This window comes from Loigolactobacillus coryniformis subsp. coryniformis KCTC 3167 = DSM 20001 (assembly GCF_002706425.1).
Taxonomy (GTDB): domain Bacteria; phylum Bacillota; class Bacilli; order Lactobacillales; family Lactobacillaceae; genus Loigolactobacillus; species Loigolactobacillus coryniformis.
This window is the reverse complement of sequence record NZ_CP017713.1, coordinates 393,715-420,472: the sequence shown is the minus strand read 5'-3', so window position 1 is coordinate 420,472 and position 26,758 is coordinate 393,715. Positions and strand designations below refer to the sequence as shown.

Sequence of the window (26,758 nt, the reverse complement as noted above, 5' to 3'; positions counted from 1 at the left end):
GCTGCCAGCATTTAAGCCTACGGCAGCCTTAATTTCTATTATAACGATTTAGCAGGAGCTTTTAAATGTTGTAAACCAACACCAGCAAAACCGCTTAACAATGACATCACTGGACAAAGCAAACTGAAGAAAACAAAGGGTAAGTACTCGATCGTTGGCACACCTAATGTGTTAGCCAGGAAAACACCACCAACACCCCACGGTACTAAGTAATTGATCACCGTACCGCCATCTTCCAGTACACGACCAAGCGCCTCATCACTTAACCCACCTTGGTTAAATGCCTGCTTAAACGCTCGTCCTGGTAAGATAATTGATAAAAATTGTTCACCAACAAATAAATTAACGCCAATACAAGCCACCAAACCGGCTAAGATCAATTTGCCACTATTATTTAAATGCTGTGCGATCGGCGTCATTACTGCTTCGATCAACCCAAATTTCACTAGCAAACCACCTAATGACAAAGTTAACACGATCAGAGCAACGGTTGGCATCATACTGACGATACCACCGCGGGATAATAATTTATCGACCCCCGCATTACCAGTATGGGCCACAAAGCCATCGGTGATAATCGTTGCCAAATGATTCAAACCTAAACGTGGCTGCTCAACCAACAATAAGCCAGTCGTCACAAAAACATTCAACAGCATCGTTGGTATCGCAGGAATTTTTAAGCCTGCGCAAGCAAAAACGAGAATAATTGGCAACAATGCCCAAATTGAAATCGAAAAATTATGATTTAAAATACTAACCGTACGCTGAATTTGACTCAAGCTAGCGCCATTGCTAGTACGGCCAAGGAAGCTAAAAATAACCAACGTAATACCACCGGCTGGTACGATCGACCAGTATAAATTACGCATATGAGTGAATAAATCAATATCAACGACGGCTGCCGCTAAATTATTGGTCTCTGATAATGGCGATAATTTATCGCCCATAATACCACCGGAAATAATCGCCCCTGCCACCATGGCTGGGTTCAAATTCATCGTCATCCCCATACCGAAAAAGGCCAAACCAACTGTCGACACAACTGTAAATGCACTCCCAACAGCCGCACCGACTAACGCACAAACAATAAAAACGGAAGGTAAGAACCAACGTACACTGATCAATTTAAAGCCAACAACCATTAACGTAGGAATGGTCCCAGCCGCGATCCAGGTACTGATCATAGCCCCAATCAAGATAAAAATAAAAATTGGAATGATTCCTTTTTCGATACCTTCAGCGATACCAACATTAACCGTTGCCCAATCAGAATGACGCCATTTTGCCCATACCATCACTAAACTCATTGCCAGCATAACGGGTACTTGCGGTGATAAGCCAAAACCGATCACACCGATCCCCATGACCGCTAACACAATGATCAAAACAATTAATGCTTCAGTAAAACCTAATTTTTTCATTTTATTCTGCATATTCATGCGCTCCTCGTATTCACTATTATGGTGCCTTAATGCTAAGATCAAGCTGCTTTACAACTGATCAACTTTATCATCAAATAGACCCTTAACAGCTGCGATAACGTGCTTTACCCCCACAATGTTGTTGCATCTCATTTCCCCCGATTCTAAAAAAGTATAAAAAAAGTCCCTGCTGCAAAATTGCAACAGGGACGACAAACGCCGTGGTACCACCCAAATTGAGTATAAAACTCCACTCTACAAGCGCGTATCGACGCTTGATGCCGTTTGAACCCAGAACGGTATTTGGTCAATTTACCCTGATCGGTTCGCAGCAACCACCGACTTCCTGACACCCAGATAAATCAACTACTTCTTGTCCTGCTTTGTTCACTTGATATAAATTAATTGTAATCCTATCACGCTTCCCAACTATCGTCAATAGTATTCTACCAGTCCCATCCCAACAAGATCAAAATGCAGACATCTTTGGACCATTATTAGCGGTGTGTTCAACCTGAATGGTGGCACCACTTATTTCCTATGAAAATTGGGCTATCCACTATGTTAGGTCATCTCACTGTAGACATAGTTTTCATTGTGTAAAATTTATAATCATTATTATCTAGAAGTGGTTTTAATTTAGCCCGATATGTTTTATAATGAAAGCGTAGTCGAATTTATTTCACTACATAAAATTTCGTAGGAGGCTGATTTATTTTATGAAAGTAATCGTCGTCGGTTCATCACATGGTGGCTATGAGGCGGTACGTGAAGTTCTAGCAAATGACCCAACAGCCGAGATCCAATGGTACGAAAAAGGTGATTTTCTATCTTTCCTTTCTTGTGGTATGCAGCTTTATTTGGAAGGTGTTGTTAAGGACGTTAATTCCGTTCGCTACGCGACACCTGAAAAGATGCGGGCACAAGGTGTAGCCGTTTATACGCGTGAAGAGATCACTGCGATCGATCCTCAAGCACACACCGTTCATGTTCAAAATCATAACAATGGTACAGAACGTGACGAGAAATACGATAAATTAATTCTTAGCGCTGGTGCAGTACCAGCAGAAATTCCCGTTCCAGGTAAAGATCTAGCTAATATCTATGCTATGCGTGGGCGCGATTGGGCCATCAAGCTCAAAGCCAAAACGGTTGATCCAACTGTGAAAAACGTTGTTGTGATCGGTTCTGGCTATATTGGCGTCGAAGCTGCTGAAGTTTTTGCTAAAGCTGGCAAGCACGTCACGATCATTGATTTGTTACCACGTTTACTCAGTTTATACTTAGATGCTGAATTTACGGACATTTTGACGAAAGAAATGGCGACCCATAATATTTATCCAGCAGCAGGCCAAGCGGTACAGCGCTTTGCTGGTGAAAATGGTCAGGTGACACAAGTCATCACGGATCAAGCAACTTATCCAGCTGATTTAGTTATTGAAGCTGCTGGTATCAAACCTAACACCGCTTGGCTCAAGGATACCCTTGAACTTGACGAAAAAGGGCTGATCAAGATTGATCAGTATTTACGTACGAGCCAACCTGACATTTTTGCTGTTGGTGATGCGACCTTAGTTCGTTTTGCGCCAACTGATGGATCCGCACGCATTGCTCTAGCAACTAATGCGCGGCGGCAAGGTCGCTACGCTGCCAAAAACTTAGTCGACGCAAAATATCCGGTACCCGCTGTTTCTGGCTCCTCTGCATTATCCGTCTTTGACTATAAGTTTGCGTCAACGGGGATCAAAGAAGGAACTGCCCACAATTACGGTCTCGAAACAAAATCCGTCTTTGTAACCGATACTTATCGGCCACCATTTGTGCCCGAAACTGCTGGTAACACAGAAGTTTTATTCAAATTAACTTACGCACCAGAAAATGGCCGTGTCCTGGGTGCACAAATCATGTCGAAAGCAGATGTTACAGCTAATATCAACGCTATTTCTTTAGCCATTCAAGGTAAAATGACGATCAATGACCTTGCCTACGCTGATTTCTTCTTCCAGCCTGGCTTCGATCGTCCATGGAATATCATCAATGTTGCGGCTCAAAAAGCGCAACGCCAAAAGTAATCAAGTCTATTCGGTATTTGTCTTGTGCAAATAAGCTGACGTATTAAAAGATTGTGGTAGAGGATTTTTCTTTACCGCAATCTTTTTGTTATCTGCATAGTATTAAAACCACCCTGTCGAACATTAATCCGCTGCACCTATTTTATTTTTACAACAAAAGTTACTGCATTTTTGTTAATTATTGCTATAGTATAAATAGAAATGGAGGGATTATTTTGGTTCAATTAACTAAATTAACCGATACATTTACTTTAAATAATGGTACAAAAATTCCAATCGTTGGTTTTGGAACTTGGCAAACGCCAGATGGTGATGTCGCCAAAGAATCCGTTAAGGCAGCAATTGCGGCAGGTTATCGCCACATCGATACCGCCTTTGCCTACGGTAACGAAACCAGTGTGGGTGCCGGCATTCGCGAAAGTGGCGTTAAGCGCGATGAATTATGGGTCACATCCAAATTGACTGGTGAAGATCATGGCTACAAGAATACACAGAAAGCAATTGATACTTCATTAAATAATCTTGGCTTAGACTACTTAGACCTGTATTTGATTCACTGGCCTAATCCAATCGCCTTCCGTGATGAATGGATCGAAGCTAATGCTGGTTCGTGGCGGGCAATGGAAGAAGCTCAAGCCGCTGGCAAATTACGAGCGATTGGCGTTTCTAATTTTCGGCCTAAACATTTAGAGGAATTACTTAAAACCGCAACGGTCACCCCGCAAGTCAATCAGATCTTCTTAAATCCAAGCGATTTACAATCGGAAGTTGTAGCCTATAACAACGATCACAATATTTTATCCGAAGCTTATAGTCCCTTAGGTACCGGTAAGATTTTCAGTGTACCTGAACTAAAAACTATTGCAGAAAAATATCACAAGACCGTTGCTCAAGTCGTTTTACGTTGGTCATTACAACATGGCTTTTTACCATTACCAAAGTCAGTTCATGCCGAACGTATTCAAGAAAATACCCAGTTATTTGACTTCGAATTAAACGCTGCTGATATGACTGCAATCGACCAACTACATGGGGTTGCTGGTGTTGCTACTAATCCCGATACAATTACTTGGTAACTTTAAAATCGCCTTAACCGGCGATTTTTTATTATCGTGCCAACAATCCAATTTGGTACTTACAAAATAGTTATACAAATCACATGCAACGTGCTACAATAATGACGTACATTCAGGAAACGTTATCAGCAAGCGTTTCTAATTTTACATACTAAAGGAGCTGGATGTGATGAACAAATTAGGTCGTAAAATTGTAACGTTAGCGGCTGCAGTCTTAATGGGCGGCTCAGTTGCAACGTTTTCTACTGTCGGTGCTGCTAAAGCTGCCACCGATGATAATCAGGTAGTCTTGAAACAATTGGATACTGCACCTCATGGTAAGCAAGCTTTCGCCGTAACAACTGTTGCGATGAAAGGTGACAAGATCGTCGCTGCTTATATTGATGAATTTCAATTTGTTAAAAAGGGTACTAAAGGCATGACCCCAGTACCTAACAGTACTAAAGGCTTTGCTAAAGGTGTTAAAAACAAGCAAATGCTGATTTCTAAAGCAACTAATGATGAAGCTTATAGTGGTTTGATGAAGAAAGAAGCTAAATCAACCCAAGGTCGGTTACAATCATTAGACGCTATTGAAAAATACACCGTCGGTAAAACTGCAGCACAACTGAACACAGCCTTAGCTAAAAACAAGAAGATGCAAAAGAAAGTTATTTCTGGTGCAACTTTAGCTGATACTAACGGCTACGTTAAATCAATCGCACAAACTGCAACTAAAGGTTATGCAACCAAAGGGATCGATGTCACTGACGACAACATCACTTTGAAACAAGTTGAAGCAGCACCTCATGGAACTGATTCATTTGCTGTAACTACTGTTGCAATGAGCGGTGATAAAGTTGCTGCTGCCAACATTGATGAATTCCAATTCGTTGCTAAAAAAGGCTTCAAAGGTGTACCAAACAGCAATTCTGACTTCGGCAAAGCTTATCCTAAAGGCAAAGTGTTAATTTCAAAACAAGTTAATGATAAAGCCTATAGTGCTTTGATGAAGAAGATTGGTAAAGCTAAACAAGATCGGATGACTTCAGTTAATGCCATCACGAAGTACGCTTCTGGTAAAACTGCTGATCAATTGAAGAATGACTTAAATGCACATTCCAAGATGACTGATGTTGTTTCTGGTGCAACACTTGAAGATACCAACGGTTACGTTCAATCAATCGTTGATGCCATCAACAAATAAATTTAACCACGAAAATCTCGCGACTCGTTCGCGGGATTTTTTTGTACTGTCCAATTAATTTCCTTAAATTAATTTGTTACACTTTTCTTAAGGATATAAAGCTTTCCAAGATAGCGCTAAAAGCTGTAGAATAGTAACAAGAGCAAAAATAAATCGCTGGGGGGAATTTTTCCGTGGATATTGAAAAATCTTTGGACTATCAAAAACGGTTTTTTACTAATTTTGCGGCGGCTTGGCAAGACCACTCTGATCTTGATCTCTACCGTGGAATTGATGCAACCGCCGATGCACTAAGGCTTGACCTCTCCGAAGTTCCAGGTTACATTTTGGCATACGATAAGCAAGCGCAATCTGAATTGCGTGCTTATCTCCAAAAGGGGCTCGTTGAATGGTTACAAACGTATATCCCATTTTTCGAAGTCAGTGCTGACGGTATTGTCATGTTCGGTGATTGGTATCACCGGCGGCAGTTTGGCGTGCTCGATGTTTGGACGCGGCAGATCATGCAATATTCCGATGCTGAGCGCCAAATCTTACCTGATCTAGAAACTTATGCAGCTGATCCAGAAAATTACTTAAAAAAACGCTTAGCTAACTTACATGATGAAGCTTATAGTGAAGCTGATCACTTACAAAGTCGTTTGGAACAAGCACAAGCAGCAGTTGCTGCAGAACCTGATGCGCTGACCCGCAGCAGTCGTGAACGTAGTGGTGGTGGTTTCAAAGGCTTGATGAAGAATTTCATCGATCAACCCGAAGACGAAGCGGCCCCACAAAGCAGTCAAACTGACTCCAGTGAAGTTGCTAGCTTACAATCACAGCTCAAGGCAGCTCGGGCAGAAGCACAAGCGCGTTACGACGAAGAAAAGCGCCAGATCCAAGTCGAAGCGGCAGTTACTAACTATGAATATCAAGCAATCATCAGCCAATATAGTTCATTGCAACAATTCGAAAATTCACTACAGCATATTGCTGATAGCTATATGGCTAGCCTAGCAGCCGATCCACAATTAGCAGCTCAAAAGGAGAGTGACGACGACAATGCTTAATTTCAAACAACCACAATTACGCGATGTCATCGAAGCTCCTGCTGATATTGAGCAAGTCCGAACTGATCTCGCCCGCCTGTACCAACAAAAGCGCCAATTATATACGGATAAAGCCCACTGGGTCCATAATGATGATGCCCTTTTTGAATTTGGTGCTAGCTACACCCGCCTGTTCATGGATAAATTATGGGAAGCTTTTAACGATGATGAACTGATCGGTGACTCAGCCCTATTAGATCATTTATGGTTACAAGTCGTACAGCAAGAACACGGAACAGCAGTCAATGTGAACTACGCTGACGAATCCGGCGATAATCACTTACTTTTTTCAATCGATCAAGCTTTGCATATGCAGGCGCATTTGACCGCGCATGAGTTGCCTGTTTTAGCCGATATTAATAATGAAGCACAAGGTTACATGATCAACGAGAAAATGTTCCCCGCCTTACTGCAAATGATCAAGTTATTATACGTTGCTGACTTACATTTCTTGTCGCCAAAAGAGACCGTTTTGCAGCCAGTTAATAACTTACATTTTGGTGTGAAGTTCCCTGATGCGAAAATTTTCACGGCCACACTTAAGGTTAGCAATAATGTAGCCACACCGGTTAAGATCAATGTTGAGATTGGTCATTACGATGTTCGGAGCTTCAACGTGGTCGATGAAACTGGCAATGATGTAACTACTATTGGTAAGCCCCACGTTTCTGCTGGTGGTACTTTCAGCTGGGAAGCACAGCATCTACCAGAATTGACGAACCAAACCCTGACGTTGACAGTTGAAGCAGTTGCGATTGATACGTTACCTTGCCTAGATAACTTATTTGTGATCGCATCTGGCAACAATATTTTGATGCGGACTGGTGCACAAGTCGGTAGTTTCCAATTAGAGTTGCCTAACGAACAAGAATTAGGCATCACGGTCGATTCACAAGATGAAACCTTAACGCTACACTATCCTGATGCTGACACCCAAATTTATGAATTATCTAAAACTTACCCATTCTTTGGTAAATGGTTAGAGGAAACATTGAAAACAGCAGTCAACGTTTAAGATGAGCCTATCTCAGCAAATGAAGCCCTAAGCTTTAGGGCTTTTTTGTTACTAAATTCATTATAATTATTGTGAAATGGAGATGTTCTAATGAAACTTGCAATGTTAGATCAGCACCCTTTTCTGATCGATAGTCCCACTACTGGACGCGCGATCACCAATCAACCATCGATTCTAGCGGCTTTAAAAGCAACCCAGGACCACTGGCAACTGGGACCGACACAATCATTTACAACAACACAATTGGCGGCGCCGATTCAAAACACTAATCAAATCTTTGCAATCGGCATGAATTTCCTCGACCATTCCAAAGAGATTCACTTAGAGTTACCGAAAGTGCCGAGTATTTTCACAAAATTCAGTAGTGCGTTAGCAGCACCGCAAACAACCGTCACAATTCCTGGTGCACAAACAGATTGGGAAACTGAATTAGTCGTTGTGATCGGTAAAGCTGGCCGCGATATCTCTATCGATCAAGCAACTGACCATATTGCTGGTTATATGGTCGGTGAAGATTTATCTGAACGGACAGTCCAATTTGCTAACACACCGCCGCAATTTTCTTTAGGTAAATCTTTTGCCAACTTTGCCCCAATCGGGCCTTGGTTAACGACACCAGATGAAATTGCCTCCCTAGATCAAGCGGTGATCACGACCAAAGTTAACGGTGAAATCATGCAGCAAGCACCTCTGAGCCAACTGATTTTTACCGTACCACAGTTGATCAGCTATCTTTCCGGCATTGTCGAACTACAGCCAGGTAATTTAATTTTCACTGGTACGCCAAGCGGAACTGGCGTTGGTCATGAACCACAAATTTTCTTAAAGGCCGGCGATCAAGTGACCGGTGAAATTACTGGCTTGGGCCAATTAAACTTAACGATGAAATAAAAAAATGGTCTACGATGTTAAAATCGCGGACCATTTTTTATTAGTTTATTTATCACCGTAACCTTGGGGGTGACTTTGTTTCCATGCCCAAGCGGTGCGAATAATATCTTCAACGTCATCGTACTGTGGCTGCCAGCCTAACACTTTACGGGCTTTTTGACTGTCCGCAACTAATGAATCAGGATCACCGCCGCGGCGTGGCGCAATTTTAGCTGGAATCGCCTTGCCAGTTACTTTACGTGCGGCTTCTAGCATTTGTTTGTTGGAGAAACCAGTAGAAGAACCAAGGTTGAACGCTTGGCTCGGGTTGCCGGCTTGTAAGTATTCTAATGCTAACATATGCGCATCGGCCAAATCTAAGACGTGAACGTAATCGCGTACGTTAGTGCCATCTGGCGTCTTATAATCATCGCCAAAGATCTGCAATTCGTCCCGTTGCCCCGCCGCAACTTGTAAAATAATCGGAATCAAGTGTGTTTCCGGATGATGATCTTCACCGATACTACCATCAGCCTTAGCGCCTGCTGCATTAAAGTAACGTAAAGCGACAAACTTGATGCCATAGGCTTCATCAGCCCACCGGATCATCCGCTCCATGGCTAACTTACTTTCACCATAAGGATTGATTGGTTCTTGCTTATCGCTTTCAGCAATCAATTCATTTTCCGGTTCGCCATAAGTTGCCGCAGTTGAAGAGAAGACCATGTACTTAACGCCTTGTTCCTTCATCACTTCCAGCAAAACGATCATCCCGTAAATATTATTGTCAAAATATTTCAAAGGATCAGTCATCGATTCACCAACCAATGAGAAAGCATCCATATGAATCACACCATCAATTTTTTCCTTTTCAAAAACGCTAGTCAAAAAAGCCTTATCGCGGGTATCACCTTGATAAAAGCGCGCCTTTTCATGAATGGCTGCTTTGTGACCCGTTGATAAATTATCAACAACGACCACATCCTGCCCCTTTTCGATCAACCGATCAACCATATGCGAGCCAATGTACCCAGCACCGCCTGCTACTAAAATTGCCATACTTGTCCTCCTCTATCTCACATAGAAATGTCTAGCTTACATGCCTTCAGCTAAGATTTATTTTTAAAACTGAATCACACATCAAAAGCATTATCGAACCTATTGTAGCACAAGTTGGCGCAGCAAAAATTAAATCGTGACAACCTCAGTATCATCTTGATATTTAGCCCGTTGTTTAGCGGATAATTCATTGGTAATCAAATAACGCGCATCGTGTAAACGGGCGAAAGGATAAAAGGCGCGATGCTCCAGTTTACTTCGATCGGCTAAAACAATTCGTTCTTGCGCTTGTGCCATCGCAATGCCTTGACTGCGCCCTTCTTCAGTTACGATATCCATTAACTGTCCATCGGCGATGCCGTCAGCACTGACCAACGCCCGATCGAAGTTTAACCGTTGCAATGTATCTTCGGTAATACCGCCAATAAACACACCAGAACGTTGCCGCAAATTGCCACCGATCAACGTAACGTCATAGCGCGGATGGCGTTTTAATAGTAAGTTAAAAACCGTCAAACTATTGGTAATAACCCGTAAATAATCTTGCTCAAAATAATCACTTAGCAACGCGATCGTCGTGCCACTGCCCAGATAAATTGTTTCACCAGATAAAACGTAGCGTGCGGCCGCCTTAGCAATTTGCCGTTTTTGTGGCAAATTCAGATCTTGTTTTTGTGCCACTGATAAATCATTGAACGCTAGCGCTTGTACACTTTGTACACCGCCACGAACCTTAGAAATTTTCCCCGCGCTGGCCAACTGATCTAAATCACGCCGCACCGTCATATCCGATACTGATAACACCGCAGCTAGCTCGGCGATTGTTGTGAAACGCTGTGAGTTAACTACCGCCAAAATCTTTTCCTGCCGCTGACTAATTAACATAAATTCACCCCCGCTTTATCGCACAAATATGATATATAAGTAAACGTTGTTCATTACTCTAAGTTTAACTTAGCATTTCTATTTAGTGCAAGATAAACCTATTTCATCAGATACCTGATTATTCCCTTATCCAAAAATAATTACTTATATTTTTAAGCATAAATCAGCCGCAATAGCATCAGTATAAATTAAATACCTGAATTATTCACCATAAGTTCTCCAAGTACAGTGTCACCCCGGTATCATGGGCGGTACTGTGTTTTTTATTTTTCACCTTTTTAGTGCAGAAAAAGAACCTCCGATTTGGTATAGTTGATTCACCACAAGTCAGCTATCCACCAAAAGAAAGAGGTCCTTCTCATGGCAACTTTACCGGAAAAACGAGTTAATTTCAATCCTAAATTACATATTTCGCACACTGGTGGTGAACTTTCCACTGATGCTGGGCTAGTGTTGGTCAAAGAATTAATGGCGCAACTCAATTTCACGACCTTAGCGTATCAATTAATCCATTTTGATGACCAGCGCCATTACGCTCGTTACAGCAACGTTAGTCTACTAGAACAGGTCGTGCTGCAGTTGATCGCCGGTTACCCGGCCGATCTAGCTGCCACCAGTTTGCGCAATGACCCCACATTTAAATTACTATTGGCACAACCGCAATTGGCCTCACAACCGTCGTTATCCCGTTTTTGGCAACGCTGTGACGAGCAGACCATCACCTCATTACAAACGTTGAATCAAGCATTGCTTGACCAAGCGTGGACTGGCGCCAAGCAACAACAGCTAATTCTCGATATTGACTCGACCCATGCCGATACTCATGGTCATCAGGAAAAAGCCGCCTTTAACGCGCATTACGGTACCACGGGTTACCATCCGCTGGTCGCTTTTGACGGGCAAACGGGCCACTGTTTAAAGGCTCAATTGCGCCCAGGTAATGTTTATACCAGTACGGATATTGCCCCCTTTATCACACCACTACTACAGCACTATCATCAAGTCAAACCGAACGCTGATATCTTGGTCCGCGGGGATAGTGGCTTTGCGACTCCAGAATTATACGAAACTTGTGAAGCCAACGACACTTTTTACTTGATCCGCCTGAAAGCCAATCGGCGGCTGAACCAACTGGCTGAACGTTTTGTTCAGATCAGTGATGAGCAGAATTGGACTGAGACCGAGGTCCATTATTATCGCGCGTCTTATCAAGCCCGATCATGGCCTAAGCCGCGCCAGATCTATATTAAATCAACTCGACCAGCTGGTGAATTGTTATTTCAACATGAATACCTCGTGTCCAATTTAACGAGTTTTGTCGCCGAAGATGCGTTTCACGACTATCACCAACGGGGTCAAATGGAAAACTATATCAAGGAAGCCAAGGCTGGCTTTTACCTGGATAAAATGACTAGCTCGCAATTTATACCAAATTATGCCCGCATGATGCTCAGTGTCCTCGCTTATAATTTAGTCAGCTTGATGCGCCAATTGTTGCCTGCACAACATCAGCGATTACAGGTTACAACCTTGCGCTTATGGCTGTTTAAAGTAGCGGGTAAGCTGGTGACCAGCGGCCGGCAACTTTATCTAAAATTAAGCCGCCACCACGTCTATCAGGATTTGTTTTATCAACTGTTAGCTCGAATCCAAGCGCTACAGTGGGGCTAAACTGGTGCAATAAATCAAAAAAAGTCGGTTCGGCCAAGGGGCAAGTATGCTCAAAATTGAGGATCAAAAATTTATCCAGCCCCATAATTTGGTAGCCTTTAGCAAAAACAGTACATCTTGGTTTGACTACACCATAGCAGCACGAGAATTGGTCCAAAATTGTGCGGTATGCCGATATTAAACCTCGTATGAATAATTCGGGTAAATATAAATTTTATTAACTTTTCCAAGTCAAAAAAGTTCGCGCGTTTTATAATTAAGTTAGCCACCCAGCCAAAATGGTAAAAAAAAGACACCAAGACGAAAAATTCAGGTATCATTGAAGTTCCTACAACAAACAATGAAAGAAGTTTTCGTCTTGATGCAAGAACAGTCTATCACACCACGCCCAAAAGGTCACCATTTATCGGAAATCGAACGCGGTCAAATCGCCGCTTGGCACATTGAAGGATACTCAGCACGGCAAATAGCGATTCGATTAGGCGTCTGCCACCAGACCGTCAATAATGAGCTCAAGCGTGGTCGAGTCACGCAAGTTAAACGCGTTAATAATCAGAAACACTACTTTGAAATTTACAGCCCTGAAGCCGCTCAGAATCGCTATGAAATAAAGCGGCAAAACTGTGGACGTCCATTAAAATTTAGCCAAGTGACGGCCTTCTTAGCCTACTTTGATGATAAGTTCTGCCATGAGGGCTGGTCGCCGGACGCTGCTGTTGGTTATGCCCGTAAGCACCGGTTATTTAAGCCGGCCAAAATGGTCTGTACGAAGACTTTGTACAACTATATCGATGCACAACTGTTGGAGATCCGTAACCTTGATCTGCTGGAAAAAACAAAACGCCGGACGACCCAACACCACTCGCACCAACATCAGCGCCTACTCGGTCGTAGTATTGAAGAACGGCCAAAGCGAGTAGAAACGCGCCACGAGTTTGGTCATTTTGAGATCGATACTGTCATTGGCAAACGTGCTGGTAGCGAGAGTGTCCTATTAACGTTTACCGAACGTAAAACGCGCTATGAGATTGTCCGCTTGATCGAGGGTAAAGACGCTGAATCTGTGGCTTATGCCATGCAAAATATTACGGCTGAATTCGGTGACGTTATGCGGACAGTTACGGCGGATAACGGAACAGAGTTCACCACGCTAACGGCTGCGCTTGAGGGTGTTGCCGAGACTTATTATGCCCACCCTTATAGCTCGGCCGAACGCGCCACTAATGAGGTCCACAATCGTATACTCAGACGTTACTTTCCTAAGGGGCAATCACTCGATCTAGCTACACCCAGTCTGGTCCGTCAAGCTGAATCTCGGCTCAACCATCTCCCGCGCCGCTTACTTAAGTTCTGTACACCAGCTGAAGTATTTCGAAAGGAATTAGCACGTGCGCGCAAAGGCCGCGCCGCCTAATCCTGATCCACCTGGAACTCCCATGAGCCCTTTCGTCTGTGTGCTTTATCGGTACTGGCTAATTTACTATTGCAATTTGCGAAGTCAAAAAAGTTCCCAAATTGCAAGAACAAATTAGCCACGCAATAAATCCCGGCAAGACAGTATTTTCATTGATATTCATATTTTAAAGATTCAATCTTTAGCCAGCGGCAGCGGAGAAAAGCTCTTTTGGGGTTTGGTAACCTGACTGCCGGCGTGGTAAGTTGTTTAGCTTGGCTTCCACTGCTTGGATATCACTAGGGCCTAAAGTATCCATGGACAGGCCCTTAGGCACATCACGACGGATCATTCGATTATGCGCCTCATTTGTGCCTCGTTCTGAAGAGCGGTAAGGGTGGGCATAATAAAGGTCGGCAACCCCGTCAAGCACCGTCCCCGCCGCTGCGAATTCTGCCCCGTTGTCAGCGGTAACGGACTTCATGATGTGCCCGTATTCTTGGCAGATCTTAGCCAGTTCGTAGTTGACTGAATCGGCGTCACGGCCATCAATCAAACGCAGGATCTGACAGCGAGATTGGCGCTCGATCAGCGTTAGAATGACACTTTCTTGGCCATTACGTTTACCGACTACGGTATCCAACTCAAAGTGACCGAACTCTTGGCGCTGATCAATACTTTTAGGTCGCTCTTCGATACTTCGTCCGGCCAGACGCTTATGCTTGGGTGAATGGTGGTGTTTGGTGCGGCGCCGGTTTTTTTCGAGCAGATCAAGATTACGGACTTCAAGTAGTTGCGCATCGATATAGTGGTATAACGTCTTGGTCGAAACCATCTCCTCAGGTTGATATAAGCCTTCAAGTTTAGCACGGCCCACCGCGGCATCAGGCGACCAACCGTCTTGGTGCAAATGGGCCGTAAAGTAGTGGATAAAGTCAGCGACACCAGCGAGTTTCAAAGGTCGATGACAGGACATTCGGTTAGCTTCGTATTTGGCCTGTGCCGCTTCTGGCGAGTACTCGCGGTGATATTGCCGTTGACCGTTCACTTTTTTAACTTGGTCGATCTCACCACGGCGTAGTTCATTACTGATTGTTTGATGACAAACGCCGATAACTCTAGCAATTGCGCGGTTAGAGTATCCTTGGCTGTGTAGCGTGGCGATTCTGCCGCGCTCAAATGAAGTTAGGTGGTGACCTTTTTCTCGGACTGTGGTATTCTGTTCTTGCATCAAGACAATAACCTCTTTCATTTTTGTGTTGGAACATCAATGATAACAGAGATTTGTCTTGGTGTTTTTTATTTTTTCAATTAGCTGGATCTAATTGGCTAACTTGATTATAAAACGCGCGAGTCAAAAAAGTTAACAAATTATCAAAAACGCGGTATTCTGTGAGCATCGAAATGATAACGCTTTCTATCATTTCTCTTATCCTTTATAATAAAGAAAGTTACTGAGTCATATAAGCTTGTCGCTAACTGTAGTAATTTAAGGAGGAGATCATTTTGGCAGAAGAAAAATATATTTTAGCAATTGATGAGGGTACCACTAGTACACGAACGATCATTTTTGATCATCAAGGTAGTAAGGTGGCCGATTCGCAGCGTGAATTCCCCCAATATTTTCCTCAACCGGGTTGGGTCGAACATAATGCCAACGAAATTTGGAATGCAGTACTATCAACTATTGCTAATGCCTTTATCGAATCTAGCGTCAAACCAACCCAAATTGCCGGGATCGGGATCACGAATCAACGGGAAACAACGATCGTTTGGGACAAAAAAACTGGCTTACCAATTTATAACGCTATTGTCTGGCAATCGCGGCAAACCGCAGATATTGCCACCCAACTTGAGGAAGACGGCTATTCAGAATTAATTCATGATAAAACTGGTTTATTGATCGATGCCTACTTCTCAGCTACCAAGATCCGCTGGATTTTAGATCACGTCAAAGGTGCACAGGAACGTGCTGAAAAAGGTGAATTACTATTCGGCACTATCGATACTTGGATCGTTTGGAAACTTACTGGCGGCGATGTTCACGTCACTGACTATTCCAACGCTAGCCGGACCATGTTATTTAACATCCATGATCTGACTTGGGATGATGAGATTCTTAAAATTTTGAACATCCCTAAGGCCATGCTACCTGATGTACGGCCAAATTCAGAAGTTTATGGTAAAACCAAGGATTATCATTTCTATGGTAGCGAAGTGCCGATTTCCGGGATGGCTGGTGACCAACAAGCTGCCCTCTTTGGACAAATGGCTTTTGAACCGGGAATGGTCAAAAACACTTATGGGACTGGGTCATTTATCGTAATGAATACCGGCGAAAAGCCGCAAATGTCAACCCACAACTTACTGACAACCATTGGTTATGGGATCAACGGCAAAGTCTATTATGCCCTCGAAGGGAGTATTTTTGTAGCTGGCTCGGCAATTCAGTGGCTACGCGATGGTATGCGCTTGATCAGCACTGCACCAGAATCGGAAAAACTTGCACGGGCTTCAACCGACGATAATGAAGTTTACGTTGTTCCAGCCTTCACTGGATTAGGCGCTCCATATTGGGATTCAGATGCACGTGGTTCCGTCTTTGGCTTAACTCGGGGAACGACTCGGGAAGATTTCGTTAAGGCAACACTGCAAGCAGTGGCTTATCAAACACGAGATGTCGTCGACACGATGAAACTCGATTCTGGTATCGATATTCCACTATTAAAAGTCGATGGTGGTGCGGCTAAAAATGACATGCTGATGCAATTCCAAGCGGACATTTTAAATATCCCAATTCAGCGGGCCCACGACCTAGAAACGACTGCGTTAGGGGCAGCTTTCCTTGCCGGCTTAGCCGTTGGTTACTGGAAAGATCTTGATGCTATTAAAGCTGAATACGCTGCTGGCGAAACTTTCCAACCACAAATGGAAGCAGCACAACGGGACAATCTGTACAGTGGTTGGCAAGAAGCGGTTGCTGCAACGCAGACCTTCAAGCATAAATCACTAAAATAAGGCAAAGACACTCATTTTAATGCTACCGTCACATGACTAGAGGCTGTTTCATAAATCATATTTATGCCACAACCTCTTCCCTTTTCTCAAAAATTACTTTGTACTCAATTGATTTAAGTGTTGATTGAGTCGGATATTCACTCATCTTTTAACAAGGGAGGAATTGACATGGCCTTTTCTGCAATGACGCGCACAGAAAATATTGCACGTTTAAAAAACGAAATGTTAGATTTATTGATTATTGGTGGTGGCATCACCGGTGCTGGTGTCGCACTCCAGGCTAGCGCAACTGGCATCAAAACAGGATTGATTGAAATGCAGGATTTCAGCGAAGGCACTTCATCACGTTCAACTAAATTAGTCCACGGTGGTATTCGCTACCTAAAGACGTTTGACGTTGAAGTCGTTGCGGATACCGTTAAAGAACGGGCCATCGTACAACACATCGCCCCGCATATTCCACGGCCAGATCCAATGTTGATCCCAATTTATGACGAGCCTGGTGCAACTTTCACTATGTTTTCGCTTAAAGTCGCCATGGACCTGTACGATCGTTTAGCCGACGTAACCGACCCACGTTACACTAACTACACCCTATCACGTGATGAAGTTTTAGCGCGTGAACCACAATTAAAATCTGAAAATTTAGTTGGTGGTGGTGTTTACCTTGATTATATTAACAACGATTCCCGCTTAGTGATCGAAAACATCAAAAAGGCGCATGAAAATGGCGGCATCATGGCCAGCCACGTTCAAGCAATCAAGTTATTACACGACGAACAAGGCATGCTAAATGGTGCTCGGGTCAAGGACCTATTCACTGGCGAAGAGTTTGATATACACGCTCGGTTAGTGATCAATACAGCTGGGCCATGGTCTGATTTAGTTCGCAAACTAGATCAAGACACATCGATCACGCCACAAATGCGGCCAACTAAAGGGGTTCATTTAGTCGTGGACGGTGCGCGGTTACCGGTACCGCAACCAACTTATTTCGATACTGGCGATCAAGACGGCCGGATGGTATTTGTGGTTCCCCGGGCCAATAAAACGTATTTTGGTACTACCGATACCGATTATACAGCTGATTTCAAACACCCAACTGTCACTCGTGAAGATGTCGATTATTTATTGGCGATCATTAATAGTCGCTATCCAAATGTTAACTTGACGATTGATGACATCGAAGCTAGTTGGGCCGGCTTACGGCCACTGATTGCCACTAATGGTAGCTCCGATTACAACGGTGGTGATTCCGGAAAACTATCCGATCAGAGCTTTGATGCCGTTATCCAAGTTGTCAACGATTACGAGAATGGAAAAGCAACGCGCGCCGATGTCGAGCACGTATTAAACGACCTTGAAAGTGCCCTAAGTGAGCACAAAGTCAATCCATCCGCAGTTTCTCGTGGTAGTAATTTGACGGTTGCCACTAATGGATTGATCACGCTTGCTGGCGGTAAAATTACCGATTACCGGAAAATGGCCGCTGGTGCTTTAACCGTGATCAGTCGCCTACTGGCTAGTCGGTTTGATGAACATTTCACCCCAATCGATTCACAAAGCCTAGCTGTTTCTGGTGGTGAGTTGGATCCAACTAATGTAGACGACGCTCTTGCTGCCTTAGCTAAACAAGGTCAAGCAAAAGGTTTACCGGAAGCTGATGCACTTCACTTAGCCAATCTCTACGGGGCTAACGTGCCAAAAGTTTTTGCCTTAATGGATAAAATCATCATGGCTCCTGGTTTAAGCTTAGCCGAAACCTTAGGGCTGCACTACGCTATGGATGAAGAAATGGCCTTGACGCCAGTCGATTATTTACTGCGGCGGACCAACCACATTCTCTTCCAACGCGAAACCTTAGCCGACGTTAAAGCCGGCGTCGTTGACGAAATGGCGCGCCACTTAGGCTGGACCGATGCTGAAAAACAAGCGCAATTAGATCAATTAAATCAAACAATTGCTGAATCTGATTTAAGCTTGCTTAAAACTAAGAACTAACAACGCAATTCTTGTGACACAAAAATTATCCACTAGATGTGGAAGTAGAGGTGAATATTATGAAAGATAGTCTGACGCTGCAATTACTAGGTGAATTTATTGGTACTCTGGTCTTGGTATTACTCGGGGATGGTGTCGTTGCCGGTGTAAGTTTGAATAAATCAAAAGCTAAAGATGCTGGTTGGGTCGCCATCACACTTGGTTGGGGAATGGCCGTCACCCTCGGGGTCTATGCTTCTTCCTTTCTCAGTCCTGCCCACCTGAATCCTGCAGTTTCAATCGGTATGGCAGTTGCCGGCGATTTTCCATGGTCCTCCGTTCTACCTTATTCACTAGCACAAATTGCCGGTGGCTTTGTTGGTGCTGCATTAGTTTGGATCCACTACGGACCACACTGGCGGGCAACTAAAGACGAAGCAACGATCCTTGGTATTTTCTCCACTGGTCCAGCAATTCGTAGTTACGCTGCCAACTTTATCAGTGAAGTTATTGGTACGATCGTACTTGTTTTCAGCTTACTCGCCTTCACCCGCGGCAATTTTACAGCCGGCTTGAATCCACTCGTTGTTGGTGTCTTGATCATTGCCATTGGTTTATCACTTGGTGGGACCACTGGTTACGCAATCAACCCTGCCCGGGATCTCGGTCCGCGTTTGGCCCATGCTGTTTTACCGATTGCCAATAAAGGCGGTTCCGACTGGGCTTATAGTTGGGTCCCAATCGTCGGTCCAATGGTTGGTGGGATCATCGGTGCTGCATTATACTTGTTGATTCCATAGTTATGTTTCCCAAAGTTGTGACGATAAAAAGTCACAACTTTTTTATTACCACAATTCTGGCCAAGTCGATTATAAATCGGATACACAGAATTATATTTAGGTTGGCAAACTTTTTATAATGTGTTATAGTAAACATATGAGCAGATATTCATATAAAAAGTAGAGAGAGGCGTGATCATTTGACTATTACAGAAAAACAAACACCATTTGTTATTGGTGTTAATCTCAATCTTATTTATATTGTTGCTGAATTGGGTTTTGGGTTTTCAACAAATTCGATGGCTTTGATCGCAGACGCCAGTCATAATTTCAGTGATGTACTCGGCTTACTAGTTGCTTGGTTAGCAGTTTGGCTAAGTCAAAAAGCCCCTACAGCTAAGCGTACTTATGGCTACAAAAGCGCCTCAATTTTAGCAGCGTTATTCAATGCCGTCTTTTTATTGATTGCGATCGGCGGGATCATCACCGAAGCTATCCAACGCTTAAATCAGCCAGCAACTCCCCACGGCTGGACAGTAATTTCAGTTGCATTGCTTGGTGTTATTGTTAACGGTGTTACTACTTTTCTTTTTGTTCACGGTCAAAAAGAAGATTTGAATATTAAAGGTGCTTTTATGCATATGGCCGCAGATACCGGCGTTTCATTAGGTGTCGTGGTCACCGGTTTTATTATGTTAGCTACTGATTGGACTTGGCTAGATCCTGTAGTTAGTTTAGTGATCGCGGTTATTATTTTGATCGGCACTTGGGGATTATTGCGTGGCGCAATCAATCTTGCTTTGAATGGCGTACCTAATAACGTCGATTTGGCGGCCATCACAAAATGCATTGCTTCCCAACCTAGCGTTTCTAAAGTCCACGATCTTCATGTCTGGGCCATTGGCACCTCTGATAATGCGCTAAGTGTCCATTTAGTTCGGGATACTACTGAAAACAACGATTGCTTCTTAAACGATTTAGATCAGCAATTGCGAACTCATTATAATATTCAACACATTACGATCCAAGTAGAGTATGGTGACTGTCAACAATTAGGTAACGTCGAAAATTCAATTTGACTACACTTACGCTAAGTTAAGGCCAAAACCTTAATTTCAAAACAGTGCCACGTTTGATCACAAAATAAGTGCTCTCAAATAGTACATTCGCCAAGAAATAATTATTCTTAAATGAGGTAGTAAAATAACTTTCATGGTAAAATCAAGTTGATTGTTAGCCAAGAACTAACTATGAAGACAAAATTAACCTTAATTTGAGATGGGATGATACGATGCAAAACTTACAACGTAATATTTGGTTACGCGCATTAGCGTATTTTATTTTCGGTGTTATTATTTTAATTTTCCCACATCCGATTTTTCGGATCGGCGTTTACGCGATTTCACTTTATCTATTGATTTCAGGAATTCTTGATCTGGTCAACGGTCAGCGGGCACAACGTCAGAACAATGTTTATAATTTAAGTTTTTTCAGTGGTATTTTTAAAATTATCGCGGCCCTATTCGTGTTGATTTTTGCTCGGGGAATCGTTAGTATTTTACCGATTTTCCTCGGTATCCTCTTACTTGTTTACGGAATCTTCAAATTAGGCCAGACACTAAATCAACGTCAGTTTGTTAATGTGACGCCTTGGGGCGGGATTATTTACAGTATTTTGATCATTTTGGCGGGTGGCTTCCTACTATTCAATCCATTCCGCAGTGTATTATTGGGCTTCCAGGTTTTCGGTGCCTTCTTGATTTTGATGAGTGTCGGTGAGATCGTTGCTTGGTGGCAGGCACGACGACAATAAAAATAAAATGCGGCAACCACATGACGTAAAATCGTCAGTGGCTACCGCATTTTTTATTTGACCTGTTTTAATTTAATATGATGCCGTTCGCCTAATATTAACGGAACAGCTTCAATGCTAACATCACTAAATTCAAGTCCAAACCATTGGACTGGCGAAGCGGTATGGTTTTGCAACCAGATCCGCGCTCCAATAACCAGCTTTTCTAAATTTGAAATATTTGTTGCCGGCGACAGTAGTTCCTGTAACACCACAAAACGGAAATCGCCCACATGCCGATTAGGAATCGTCGTATAACGTTGTGGTTGATAATCAACTTTGCCTTCGCGCATCAGATCCTGAATGATCTGCCGAATATAGACGTTGATCCATTGATTACGCCGGAAGCCTAAATACAAGGTCACGTTGACCACGCTCTTAGTATCCATCATATCGACCTTGTATTTCAGGGTATACGGATCATCGGTGATCACCACCGTAACAAACCAGTAGACACGGGCACGTTTTGGTCGCTTATCCAAAATCGAGTACAGCATACTGCGCTTGATCATATGGCCGGGCTTCATTTTAGCCATATAAACTAAATTGGTGGCATACAACGGCACCGTTTCGTCCGCCGACAGCTCAACTAATTGGTTGCGATATGCCAATAACGAAACGTATTCGCGCTCCGATTCATGCCGATCACGAATCTTATTCCCATAATACCAAATCGCCATAACTGCCAAAATCAAACAAGTAATAATCACGGTCACATAGCCACCGTGGGCAAACTTAACGATACTGGCAGTGAAGAAAACAACTTCGACAGCACCAAAGAACAGTGAGATCAGCAATGCAGCCAAGCGATTGATTTTGTGCGCCAAATACGAATGCAACAACAGCGTCGTCATTAACATCGTTACTGTGATTGCCAAGCCATAAGCGGCTTCCATATGTTCTGAAGTTCTAAAATACAGCGTCACGGCTAACGTGACTAGACACAACAGCCAGTTGACGTTGCCGATATAGATCTGTCCACGTTCAGTACTTGGATATTTGATCAACATCCGTGGCAAAATCTTCAAGCGGATTGCCTCAGCAACTAACGTAAATGAGCCGGTAATCAAGGCCTGCGAAGCGATGATTGCTGCTAAAGTTGCCACGATGATCACGAATAACTTCGTATTAGCCGGAATTACTTCAAAAAACGGATTGGCAAATCCAGTTGCAGCCTGGCTATGATAATTACGGATCAACCATGCTCCTTGACCAAAGTAGCTCAATGTCAGCATCCCGTAAACAAACGGCCAGCTCGCGTAGATATTTTTCTTACCCACGTGACCCATATCTGAATACAGCGCCTCCGCCCCAGTTGTTGCTAGAAAAACACTACCTAGAATGAAGACACCAACTTTATTAGCTGGACTGAATAACGTTTTGATCGCATAAACTGGTGATAAAGCTTTTAATACCTCTAAATTAGGCACCATATTAACAAAACCGATCACACCGATCAAGGCGAACCACAGGAACATGATCGGTCCAAAAGCTTTACCGATCGTTGACGTCCCAAAGCGTTGAATCATAAACAATAGTAATAAAATAATGATCGTCGTCAGCACCACTACGTTTTGATCCTGACTAAAAACTAATTTACCGAACGCTTGCCCCTTTAACCCTTCAACGGCACTAGTTACTGTTACCGCTGGCGTCAAGGTCCCATCGGCCAACAATGCCGCACCACCGATCAATGCCGGAATCATCAACCAGCGGGCGTTTTTGTGAACCAACGCGTACAAGGCAAAAATACCGCCCTCACCATTGTTATCTGCACGCAATGCGATCAACACGTACTTCACCGTTGTAACTAACATCAAGGTCCAAAAAATCAATGAAATACTGCCGATCACATAATCAGGGGTCGCGTGTTGCAAGCCACCAGCATCGGCAACAATCGCATTCATAACGTATAACGGTGACGTCCCGATATCCCCGTAAACAATGCCTAAAGTTACGAGAATGCCAGCAATTGATAATTTATTACGTATACTCTTTTTTTGCATTTACCTTACCTGCTAATTTCTAAAAATTTCTACCGTGGCTTGATAATAACATTTTTTACCGAAGTTGTGTTTGAAAATTTATGCCAGCTTAGTTTTAATAACTAATTAACGGTAACCTGCTTTCCACCACTACAACATGATCCGAACACTTTCTCGATCCACTTAGCTTTTCACAAAATTCCACCATGGACTTCCGCCACATCGTGCACCATTAAAAAGGCACTAGGATCGATACTACGAATTCGTTTGATCACATGGGGATAATCTTGATTTTCTACCACTAGCATCAACATTTCGCGTGCATCACCGCTAAAACCGCCGGTCACTTGTAAAGCAGTCAGTCCGCGAGCCATATCATCGACCAGCAAAGCTTTAATTTCTGCTTCATACTCACTCATGACGTAAATCACTCGTTTGCGATCCAATCCGGTTTCAATATAGTTCATCAATAATGAAGTCACCACCAACGACAACAGTGCTAGTACAAACACTTCAAAATTGGCGGTAAACAAGTTACCAAGACAGATCAAGCCATCAATAACGAGTAAGCTGACCGCCGGTTTGATCTGGAAATATTTCTTCAAGATCATTGGCGGTACAGTCGTTCCACCACTGGAAGCATCCATTCGGTATAACAATGAAACACCCAGAGCAAAGACAACGCCCCCGACAATCACGGCCAATAAACGATCCTGTACTACCTTAACTTGCGGCGTTAATGCTAAACACAACGGTAAAGCAAAGCTACCAAACGCAATGCGGACCACCGTCGCTCGCTCCAAGAAAAAATACGCAATGATCAGTAATACCGTATTCAACACCAGCACCACAGTCGATACCGGCAAGCCAAAGGCCGCTTCAGCAAGAATCGCAATACCAGTGACACCACCTGCCGCTACAGCATGGGGTGCATAAAACAAATTAATACTCACGGCAATAATTTCCAGTGCAACGATCATCAAGAAAAATTGTCGCACCTGTACCCGGCTAATTTGTGGCATTATGCCACCTCATTTCTTCACTTTAACTTCTATTATGACAGAAATGCAAACTAATTGCAGAGTTGCCCCATTTTCATGACACTACACGAAAAAAAGCTGCGACTAAAAGTCGCAGCTTTTTGTGTTAATCATTTATTTAAAGCTTAGTACCAGCCATTTGCTTGCCAGAATGATTGAGCGGCAGTCCATGAACCATAACGTGAAGTGACGTAGTTGTTAGCCACTGCTTCTTGGTTAGCTGCTGAGTAATCGCCATTTAAGTATGACGAGCTTAATTGATATTTACCAATATATTGACCGTTGGTTGCAGTATAGCTACCACCGGATTCCTTATTAGCGATCCATGCTTTAGCAGCTTCATCTGAACTTGAACTTGAAGTTGTGGCAGTAGTTGAAGTCGTTGCTGCGGTCGATGTTGTTGCTGCTTGTGTTGAAGCAGCTTGTGTTGTTGTCGACTGAGTAGCAGCAGGTTGTGTTGTTTGCGTTGTCGTTTGAGTTGCTGCAGGCTGTGCTACTGCAGTTGTAGTCGTTGTTGTTTGAGTACTACCAGGAAGCGTATAAGTTTGCCCCGCATAAATTAAATGTGTGCTTGTGTTGATACCATTTGCTTGTTCAAATGCAGAGATCGAAACACCATTTGCGTTTGCCAATTTAGCGACTGTGTCACCAGATTGAGCAGTTACAGTAGCTGCGCTTGCCTGAGCAACGCCACCAACAAATAAACTAGCGGCACCAACAGTTGATAAAACTAACATCTTAATACGGTTACTTAATAAAATAAATATCACTCCTAAAATTTGGGTTTGTAAAATTTGTTTGTTAATAACGACGTTCACATGAATGTTGATTTAATTTAATCAACGAGGATGATTATAGCAACTCGCCATGACAAACAAATACCTAAACCATTACAGAACAGGATTTTCATGAAACATTGTCATATCGCTGTAATCTATTGCAATATAATTTTTTCAAAACGACCGTATGTTCTTGATATAATAGTCTTTTTTTAGATTACAAAAACGCCATTTTTTCACGATAAATAAAAAAATAATTCCATTTTTTAGATTAGAAAATGATTAAAACTGAGTTTTTTTGGTAAAATCGGCTTTTTTAGCCCATTTCCGCACAAAAATTCACAGACAAATAAAAAGAACTTCCACCTCTGGTTCAAGGTAAAAGTTCTTCAATTTATTTAAATACTAAGCAACATAGTTTGTATAGTCAATATTCAAGCGGCTAGCAATTGATTCAATTTCTTCCAGTGTCCGATCATCAATTTCAATGCCGTTCTTTTTACGATCAGCGTAGGCAGCCGCCTCTTTGTCACCATGTACATAGATCGTTTTGCCTGGAATTGCCGGCAATTCACGAATATCCTGCAAATAACGCGAGAAACGATCGATAATCTGCTCTTTATCGCCAAAAATAGCTGGATCAATCGCAGTAAAGCTTTGGCGAGGTCCCACTGATAAATCCTCCGGCGTGATCTCAGTTGAAATATTGCCCATTGATAATATAGAAGTGAAAACTTCAACGATAATTCCTAAGCCAAAACCTTTATGACTACCAGTATTTTCCGACACACCACCTAATGGCGCTAAACCAACCGTCGCATCAGGATCACGCAAAGCCTTAAAATCTTCAGTTTGTGTGTGGTCATACACTGGCTCATTGCCATTCTTGGCTACCCATAAAGCCGGAAGATCCTTTTCCAATTTATTGTACACTTCAATTTTTCCTTGCGGAACCGTGGTGGTCGCGGCATCAAAAATGAAGGTGTGCGGCTTAGCCGGCATGGCAAATGCAATCGGATTGGTCCCAACAAAAGCTTTAGTTGCATGCGTTGGCAACATTGCCGGCCGTGAATTGCACGATGACATTCCAATCAAGCCTTGCTGTGCGGCCATATCTGCATAATAGCCAGCAATCCCGTAATGCCCAGAATCACGGGTCGTCACGATACCAATGCCATGTTGTTTAGCCTTTTCGATTGCTAAATTCATACTATAGATTCCGTTTAATTGACCAAGACCAAACTTAGCGTCAACTACCGCACTAACATCGGTTTCTTTCACGATCTCTGGTTGGCTATGTACCCGAATTTTACCATTTTGAATAAAATGGTCATACATGACCAAGCGCTGTACACCGTGTGATTCTATCCCATGTAAATCCGTATAGATCAACATTTCAGCTACCTTATGACTTTGTGTTTCAGAAAACCCATAAGCTTGATAAATGTTGAATCCTGAATTATTCACCATAAGTTCTCCAAGTACAGTGTCACCCCGGTATCATGGGCGGTACTGTGTTTTTTATTTTTCACCTTTTTAGTGCAGAAAAAGAACCTCCGATTTGGTATAGTTGATTCACCACAAGTCAG

21 protein-coding genes are annotated in these 26,758 nt (G+C 43.0%); 13 read left to right on the top strand and 8 right to left on the bottom strand.

Going from position 1 to position 26,758, the window contains the following annotated elements:
* Positions 1-38: 38 nt before the first annotated feature.
* The gene (locus tag LC20001_RS02020; protein WP_010011503.1) at positions 39-1,433 is read right to left on the bottom strand and encodes a Na+/H+ antiporter NhaC family protein; all 1,395 of its coding nucleotides are present in this window, start codon (positions 1,431-1,433) and stop codon (positions 39-41) included.
* 707 nt (positions 1,434-2,140) lie between these two features.
* On the opposite strand from LC20001_RS02020, the gene LC20001_RS02015 reads away from it, so the two are divergent.
* From LC20001_RS02015 to LC20001_RS01990, 6 genes are all read left to right on the top strand, one after another.
* Positions 2,141-3,493, top strand: a complete 1,353-nt coding sequence (locus tag LC20001_RS02015; protein ID WP_003678588.1) for an FAD-dependent oxidoreductase — start codon at positions 2,141-2,143, stop codon at positions 3,491-3,493.
* Between the two features lie 215 nt (positions 3,494-3,708).
* Positions 3,709-4,569, top strand: coding sequence for an aldo/keto reductase (locus tag LC20001_RS02010; protein ID WP_010011502.1), 861 nt, complete (start codon positions 3,709-3,711; stop codon positions 4,567-4,569).
* Between the two features lie 169 nt (positions 4,570-4,738).
* On the top strand, positions 4,739-5,755 hold the full coding sequence (locus LC20001_RS02005) for a hypothetical protein (RefSeq protein ID WP_010011501.1): 1,017 nt from the start codon (positions 4,739-4,741) through the stop codon (positions 5,753-5,755).
* Positions 5,756-5,928: 173 nt separating this feature from the next.
* Positions 5,929-6,804 (top strand): hypothetical protein, encoded by an 876-nt coding sequence (locus tag LC20001_RS02000; RefSeq protein ID WP_010011500.1) that lies wholly within the window; start codon positions 5,929-5,931, stop codon positions 6,802-6,804.
* Positions 6,797-7,858: a hypothetical protein gene (locus tag LC20001_RS01995; RefSeq protein WP_003678592.1), complete on the top strand. Its 1,062-nt coding sequence runs from the start codon at positions 6,797-6,799 to the stop codon at positions 7,856-7,858. The genes LC20001_RS02000 and LC20001_RS01995 overlap by 8 nt, the downstream gene beginning before the upstream one ends.
* Before the next feature lie 90 nt (positions 7,859-7,948).
* Entirely contained in the window at positions 7,949-8,749 is an 801-nt protein-coding gene (locus LC20001_RS01990) for a fumarylacetoacetate hydrolase family protein (RefSeq protein WP_010011499.1), read from the top strand.
* 45 nt (positions 8,750-8,794) lie between these two features.
* On the opposite strand, the gene galE is transcribed toward LC20001_RS01990, so the two are convergent.
* Positions 8,795-9,787, bottom strand: coding sequence for a UDP-glucose 4-epimerase GalE (gene galE / locus LC20001_RS01985; RefSeq protein ID WP_003678594.1), 993 nt, complete (start codon positions 9,785-9,787; stop codon positions 8,795-8,797).
* Between the two features lie 129 nt (positions 9,788-9,916).
* On the bottom strand, positions 9,917-10,672 hold the full coding sequence (locus LC20001_RS01980; RefSeq protein ID WP_003678595.1) for a DeoR/GlpR family DNA-binding transcription regulator: 756 nt from the start codon (positions 10,670-10,672) through the stop codon (positions 9,917-9,919).
* Positions 10,673-11,032: 360 nt separating this feature from the next.
* Between LC20001_RS01980 and LC20001_RS01975 the strand changes: the two genes are divergently transcribed.
* Both LC20001_RS01975 and LC20001_RS01970 read left to right on the top strand, forming a co-directional pair.
* A complete protein-coding gene (locus LC20001_RS01975; RefSeq protein ID WP_099267098.1) occupies positions 11,033-12,343 on the top strand; it encodes an IS1380 family transposase in 1,311 nt (436 codons plus the stop codon).
* A 340-nt stretch (positions 12,344-12,683) separates the two neighbouring features.
* Positions 12,684-13,757, top strand: a complete 1,074-nt coding sequence (locus tag LC20001_RS01970) for an IS30 family transposase (RefSeq protein WP_099267097.1) — start codon at positions 12,684-12,686, stop codon at positions 13,755-13,757.
* Positions 13,758-13,938: 181 nt separating this feature from the next.
* Here LC20001_RS01970 and LC20001_RS01965 read toward each other — a convergent pair whose 3' ends face one another.
* Positions 13,939-14,967 carry an IS30 family transposase gene (locus LC20001_RS01965; RefSeq protein WP_164512712.1) on the bottom strand — a complete coding sequence of 343 codons (1,029 nt, stop codon included), beginning with the start codon at positions 14,965-14,967 and terminating at the stop codon, positions 13,939-13,941.
* Between the two features lie 275 nt (positions 14,968-15,242).
* Between LC20001_RS01965 and glpK the strand changes: the two genes are divergently transcribed.
* The 5 genes from glpK (at position 15,243) to LC20001_RS01940 (ending at position 21,326) form a co-directional block, all read left to right on the top strand.
* Positions 15,243-16,754 (top strand): glycerol kinase GlpK, encoded by a 1,512-nt coding sequence (gene glpK / locus LC20001_RS01960; protein WP_010011498.1) that lies wholly within the window; start codon positions 15,243-15,245, stop codon positions 16,752-16,754.
* 168 nt (positions 16,755-16,922) lie between these two features.
* Entirely contained in the window at positions 16,923-18,755 is a 1,833-nt protein-coding gene (gene glpO, locus LC20001_RS01955) for a type 1 glycerol-3-phosphate oxidase (protein ID WP_010011496.1), read from the top strand.
* 71 nt (positions 18,756-18,826) lie between these two features.
* Positions 18,827-19,534: an MIP/aquaporin family protein gene (locus LC20001_RS01950; protein WP_176720015.1), complete on the top strand. Its 708-nt coding sequence runs from the start codon at positions 18,827-18,829 to the stop codon at positions 19,532-19,534.
* A 179-nt stretch (positions 19,535-19,713) separates the two neighbouring features.
* Entirely contained in the window at positions 19,714-20,592 is an 879-nt protein-coding gene (locus tag LC20001_RS01945; RefSeq protein WP_003678599.1) for a cation diffusion facilitator family transporter, read from the top strand.
* Positions 20,593-20,804: 212 nt separating this feature from the next.
* A complete protein-coding gene (locus LC20001_RS01940; RefSeq protein ID WP_056943320.1) occupies positions 20,805-21,326 on the top strand; it encodes an HdeD family acid-resistance protein in 522 nt (173 codons plus the stop codon).
* 53 nt (positions 21,327-21,379) lie between these two features.
* On the opposite strand, the gene LC20001_RS01935 is transcribed toward LC20001_RS01940, so the two are convergent.
* From LC20001_RS01935 to LC20001_RS01920, 4 genes are all read right to left on the bottom strand, one after another.
* Positions 21,380-23,371 carry a KUP/HAK/KT family potassium transporter gene (locus tag LC20001_RS01935; RefSeq protein WP_010011491.1) on the bottom strand — a complete coding sequence of 664 codons (1,992 nt, stop codon included), beginning with the start codon at positions 23,369-23,371 and terminating at the stop codon, positions 21,380-21,382.
* 170 nt (positions 23,372-23,541) lie between these two features.
* Positions 23,542-24,372 (bottom strand): YitT family protein, encoded by an 831-nt coding sequence (locus tag LC20001_RS01930; RefSeq protein ID WP_010011490.1) that lies wholly within the window; start codon positions 24,370-24,372, stop codon positions 23,542-23,544.
* 143 nt (positions 24,373-24,515) lie between these two features.
* Positions 24,516-25,127, bottom strand: coding sequence for an aggregation-promoting factor (gene apf, locus LC20001_RS01925; RefSeq protein WP_010011488.1), 612 nt, complete (start codon positions 25,125-25,127; stop codon positions 24,516-24,518).
* 447 nt (positions 25,128-25,574) lie between these two features.
* Positions 25,575-26,636 (bottom strand): Ldh family oxidoreductase, encoded by a 1,062-nt coding sequence (locus LC20001_RS01920; protein WP_225358732.1) that lies wholly within the window; start codon positions 26,634-26,636, stop codon positions 25,575-25,577.
* Between the last annotated feature and the right edge of the window lie 122 nt (positions 26,637-26,758).

What these genes read in the sequence shown, in the direction of transcription:
- LC20001_RS01935 (WP_010011491.1), bottom strand. Translation starts at nt 23,371, where the DNA reads ATGCAAAAAAAGAGTATACGTAATAAATTATCAATTGCTGGCATTCTC.
- apf (WP_010011488.1), bottom strand. Translation starts at nt 25,127, where the DNA reads ATGTTAGTTTTATCAACTGTTGGTGCCGCTAGTTTATTTGTTGGTGGC.
- LC20001_RS02020 (WP_010011503.1), bottom strand. Translation starts at nt 1,433, where the DNA reads ATGCAGAATAAAATGAAAAAATTAGGTTTTACTGAAGCATTAATTGTT.
- LC20001_RS01990 (WP_010011499.1), top strand. Translation starts at nt 7,949, where the DNA reads ATGAAACTTGCAATGTTAGATCAGCACCCTTTTCTGATCGATAGTCCC.
- LC20001_RS02015 (WP_003678588.1), top strand. Translation starts at nt 2,141, where the DNA reads ATGAAAGTAATCGTCGTCGGTTCATCACATGGTGGCTATGAGGCGGTA.
- LC20001_RS02005 (WP_010011501.1), top strand. Translation starts at nt 4,739, where the DNA reads ATGAACAAATTAGGTCGTAAAATTGTAACGTTAGCGGCTGCAGTCTTA.
- LC20001_RS01940 (WP_056943320.1), top strand. Translation starts at nt 20,805, where the DNA reads ATGCAAAACTTACAACGTAATATTTGGTTACGCGCATTAGCGTATTTT.
- galE (WP_003678594.1), bottom strand. Translation starts at nt 9,787, where the DNA reads ATGGCAATTTTAGTAGCAGGCGGTGCTGGGTACATTGGCTCGCATATG.
- LC20001_RS01995 (WP_003678592.1), top strand. Translation starts at nt 6,797, where the DNA reads ATGCTTAATTTCAAACAACCACAATTACGCGATGTCATCGAAGCTCCT.
- LC20001_RS01975 (WP_099267098.1), top strand. Translation starts at nt 11,033, where the DNA reads ATGGCAACTTTACCGGAAAAACGAGTTAATTTCAATCCTAAATTACAT.
- LC20001_RS01980 (WP_003678595.1), bottom strand. Translation starts at nt 10,672, where the DNA reads ATGTTAATTAGTCAGCGGCAGGAAAAGATTTTGGCGGTAGTTAACTCA.
- glpO (WP_010011496.1), top strand. Translation starts at nt 16,923, where the DNA reads ATGGCCTTTTCTGCAATGACGCGCACAGAAAATATTGCACGTTTAAAA.
- LC20001_RS01965 (WP_164512712.1), bottom strand. Translation starts at nt 14,967, where the DNA reads ATGCAAGAACAGAATACCACAGTCCGAGAAAAAGGTCACCACCTAACT.
- LC20001_RS01930 (WP_010011490.1), bottom strand. Translation starts at nt 24,372, where the DNA reads ATGCCACAAATTAGCCGGGTACAGGTGCGACAATTTTTCTTGATGATC.
- LC20001_RS01970 (WP_099267097.1), top strand. Translation starts at nt 12,684, where the DNA reads ATGAAAGAAGTTTTCGTCTTGATGCAAGAACAGTCTATCACACCACGC.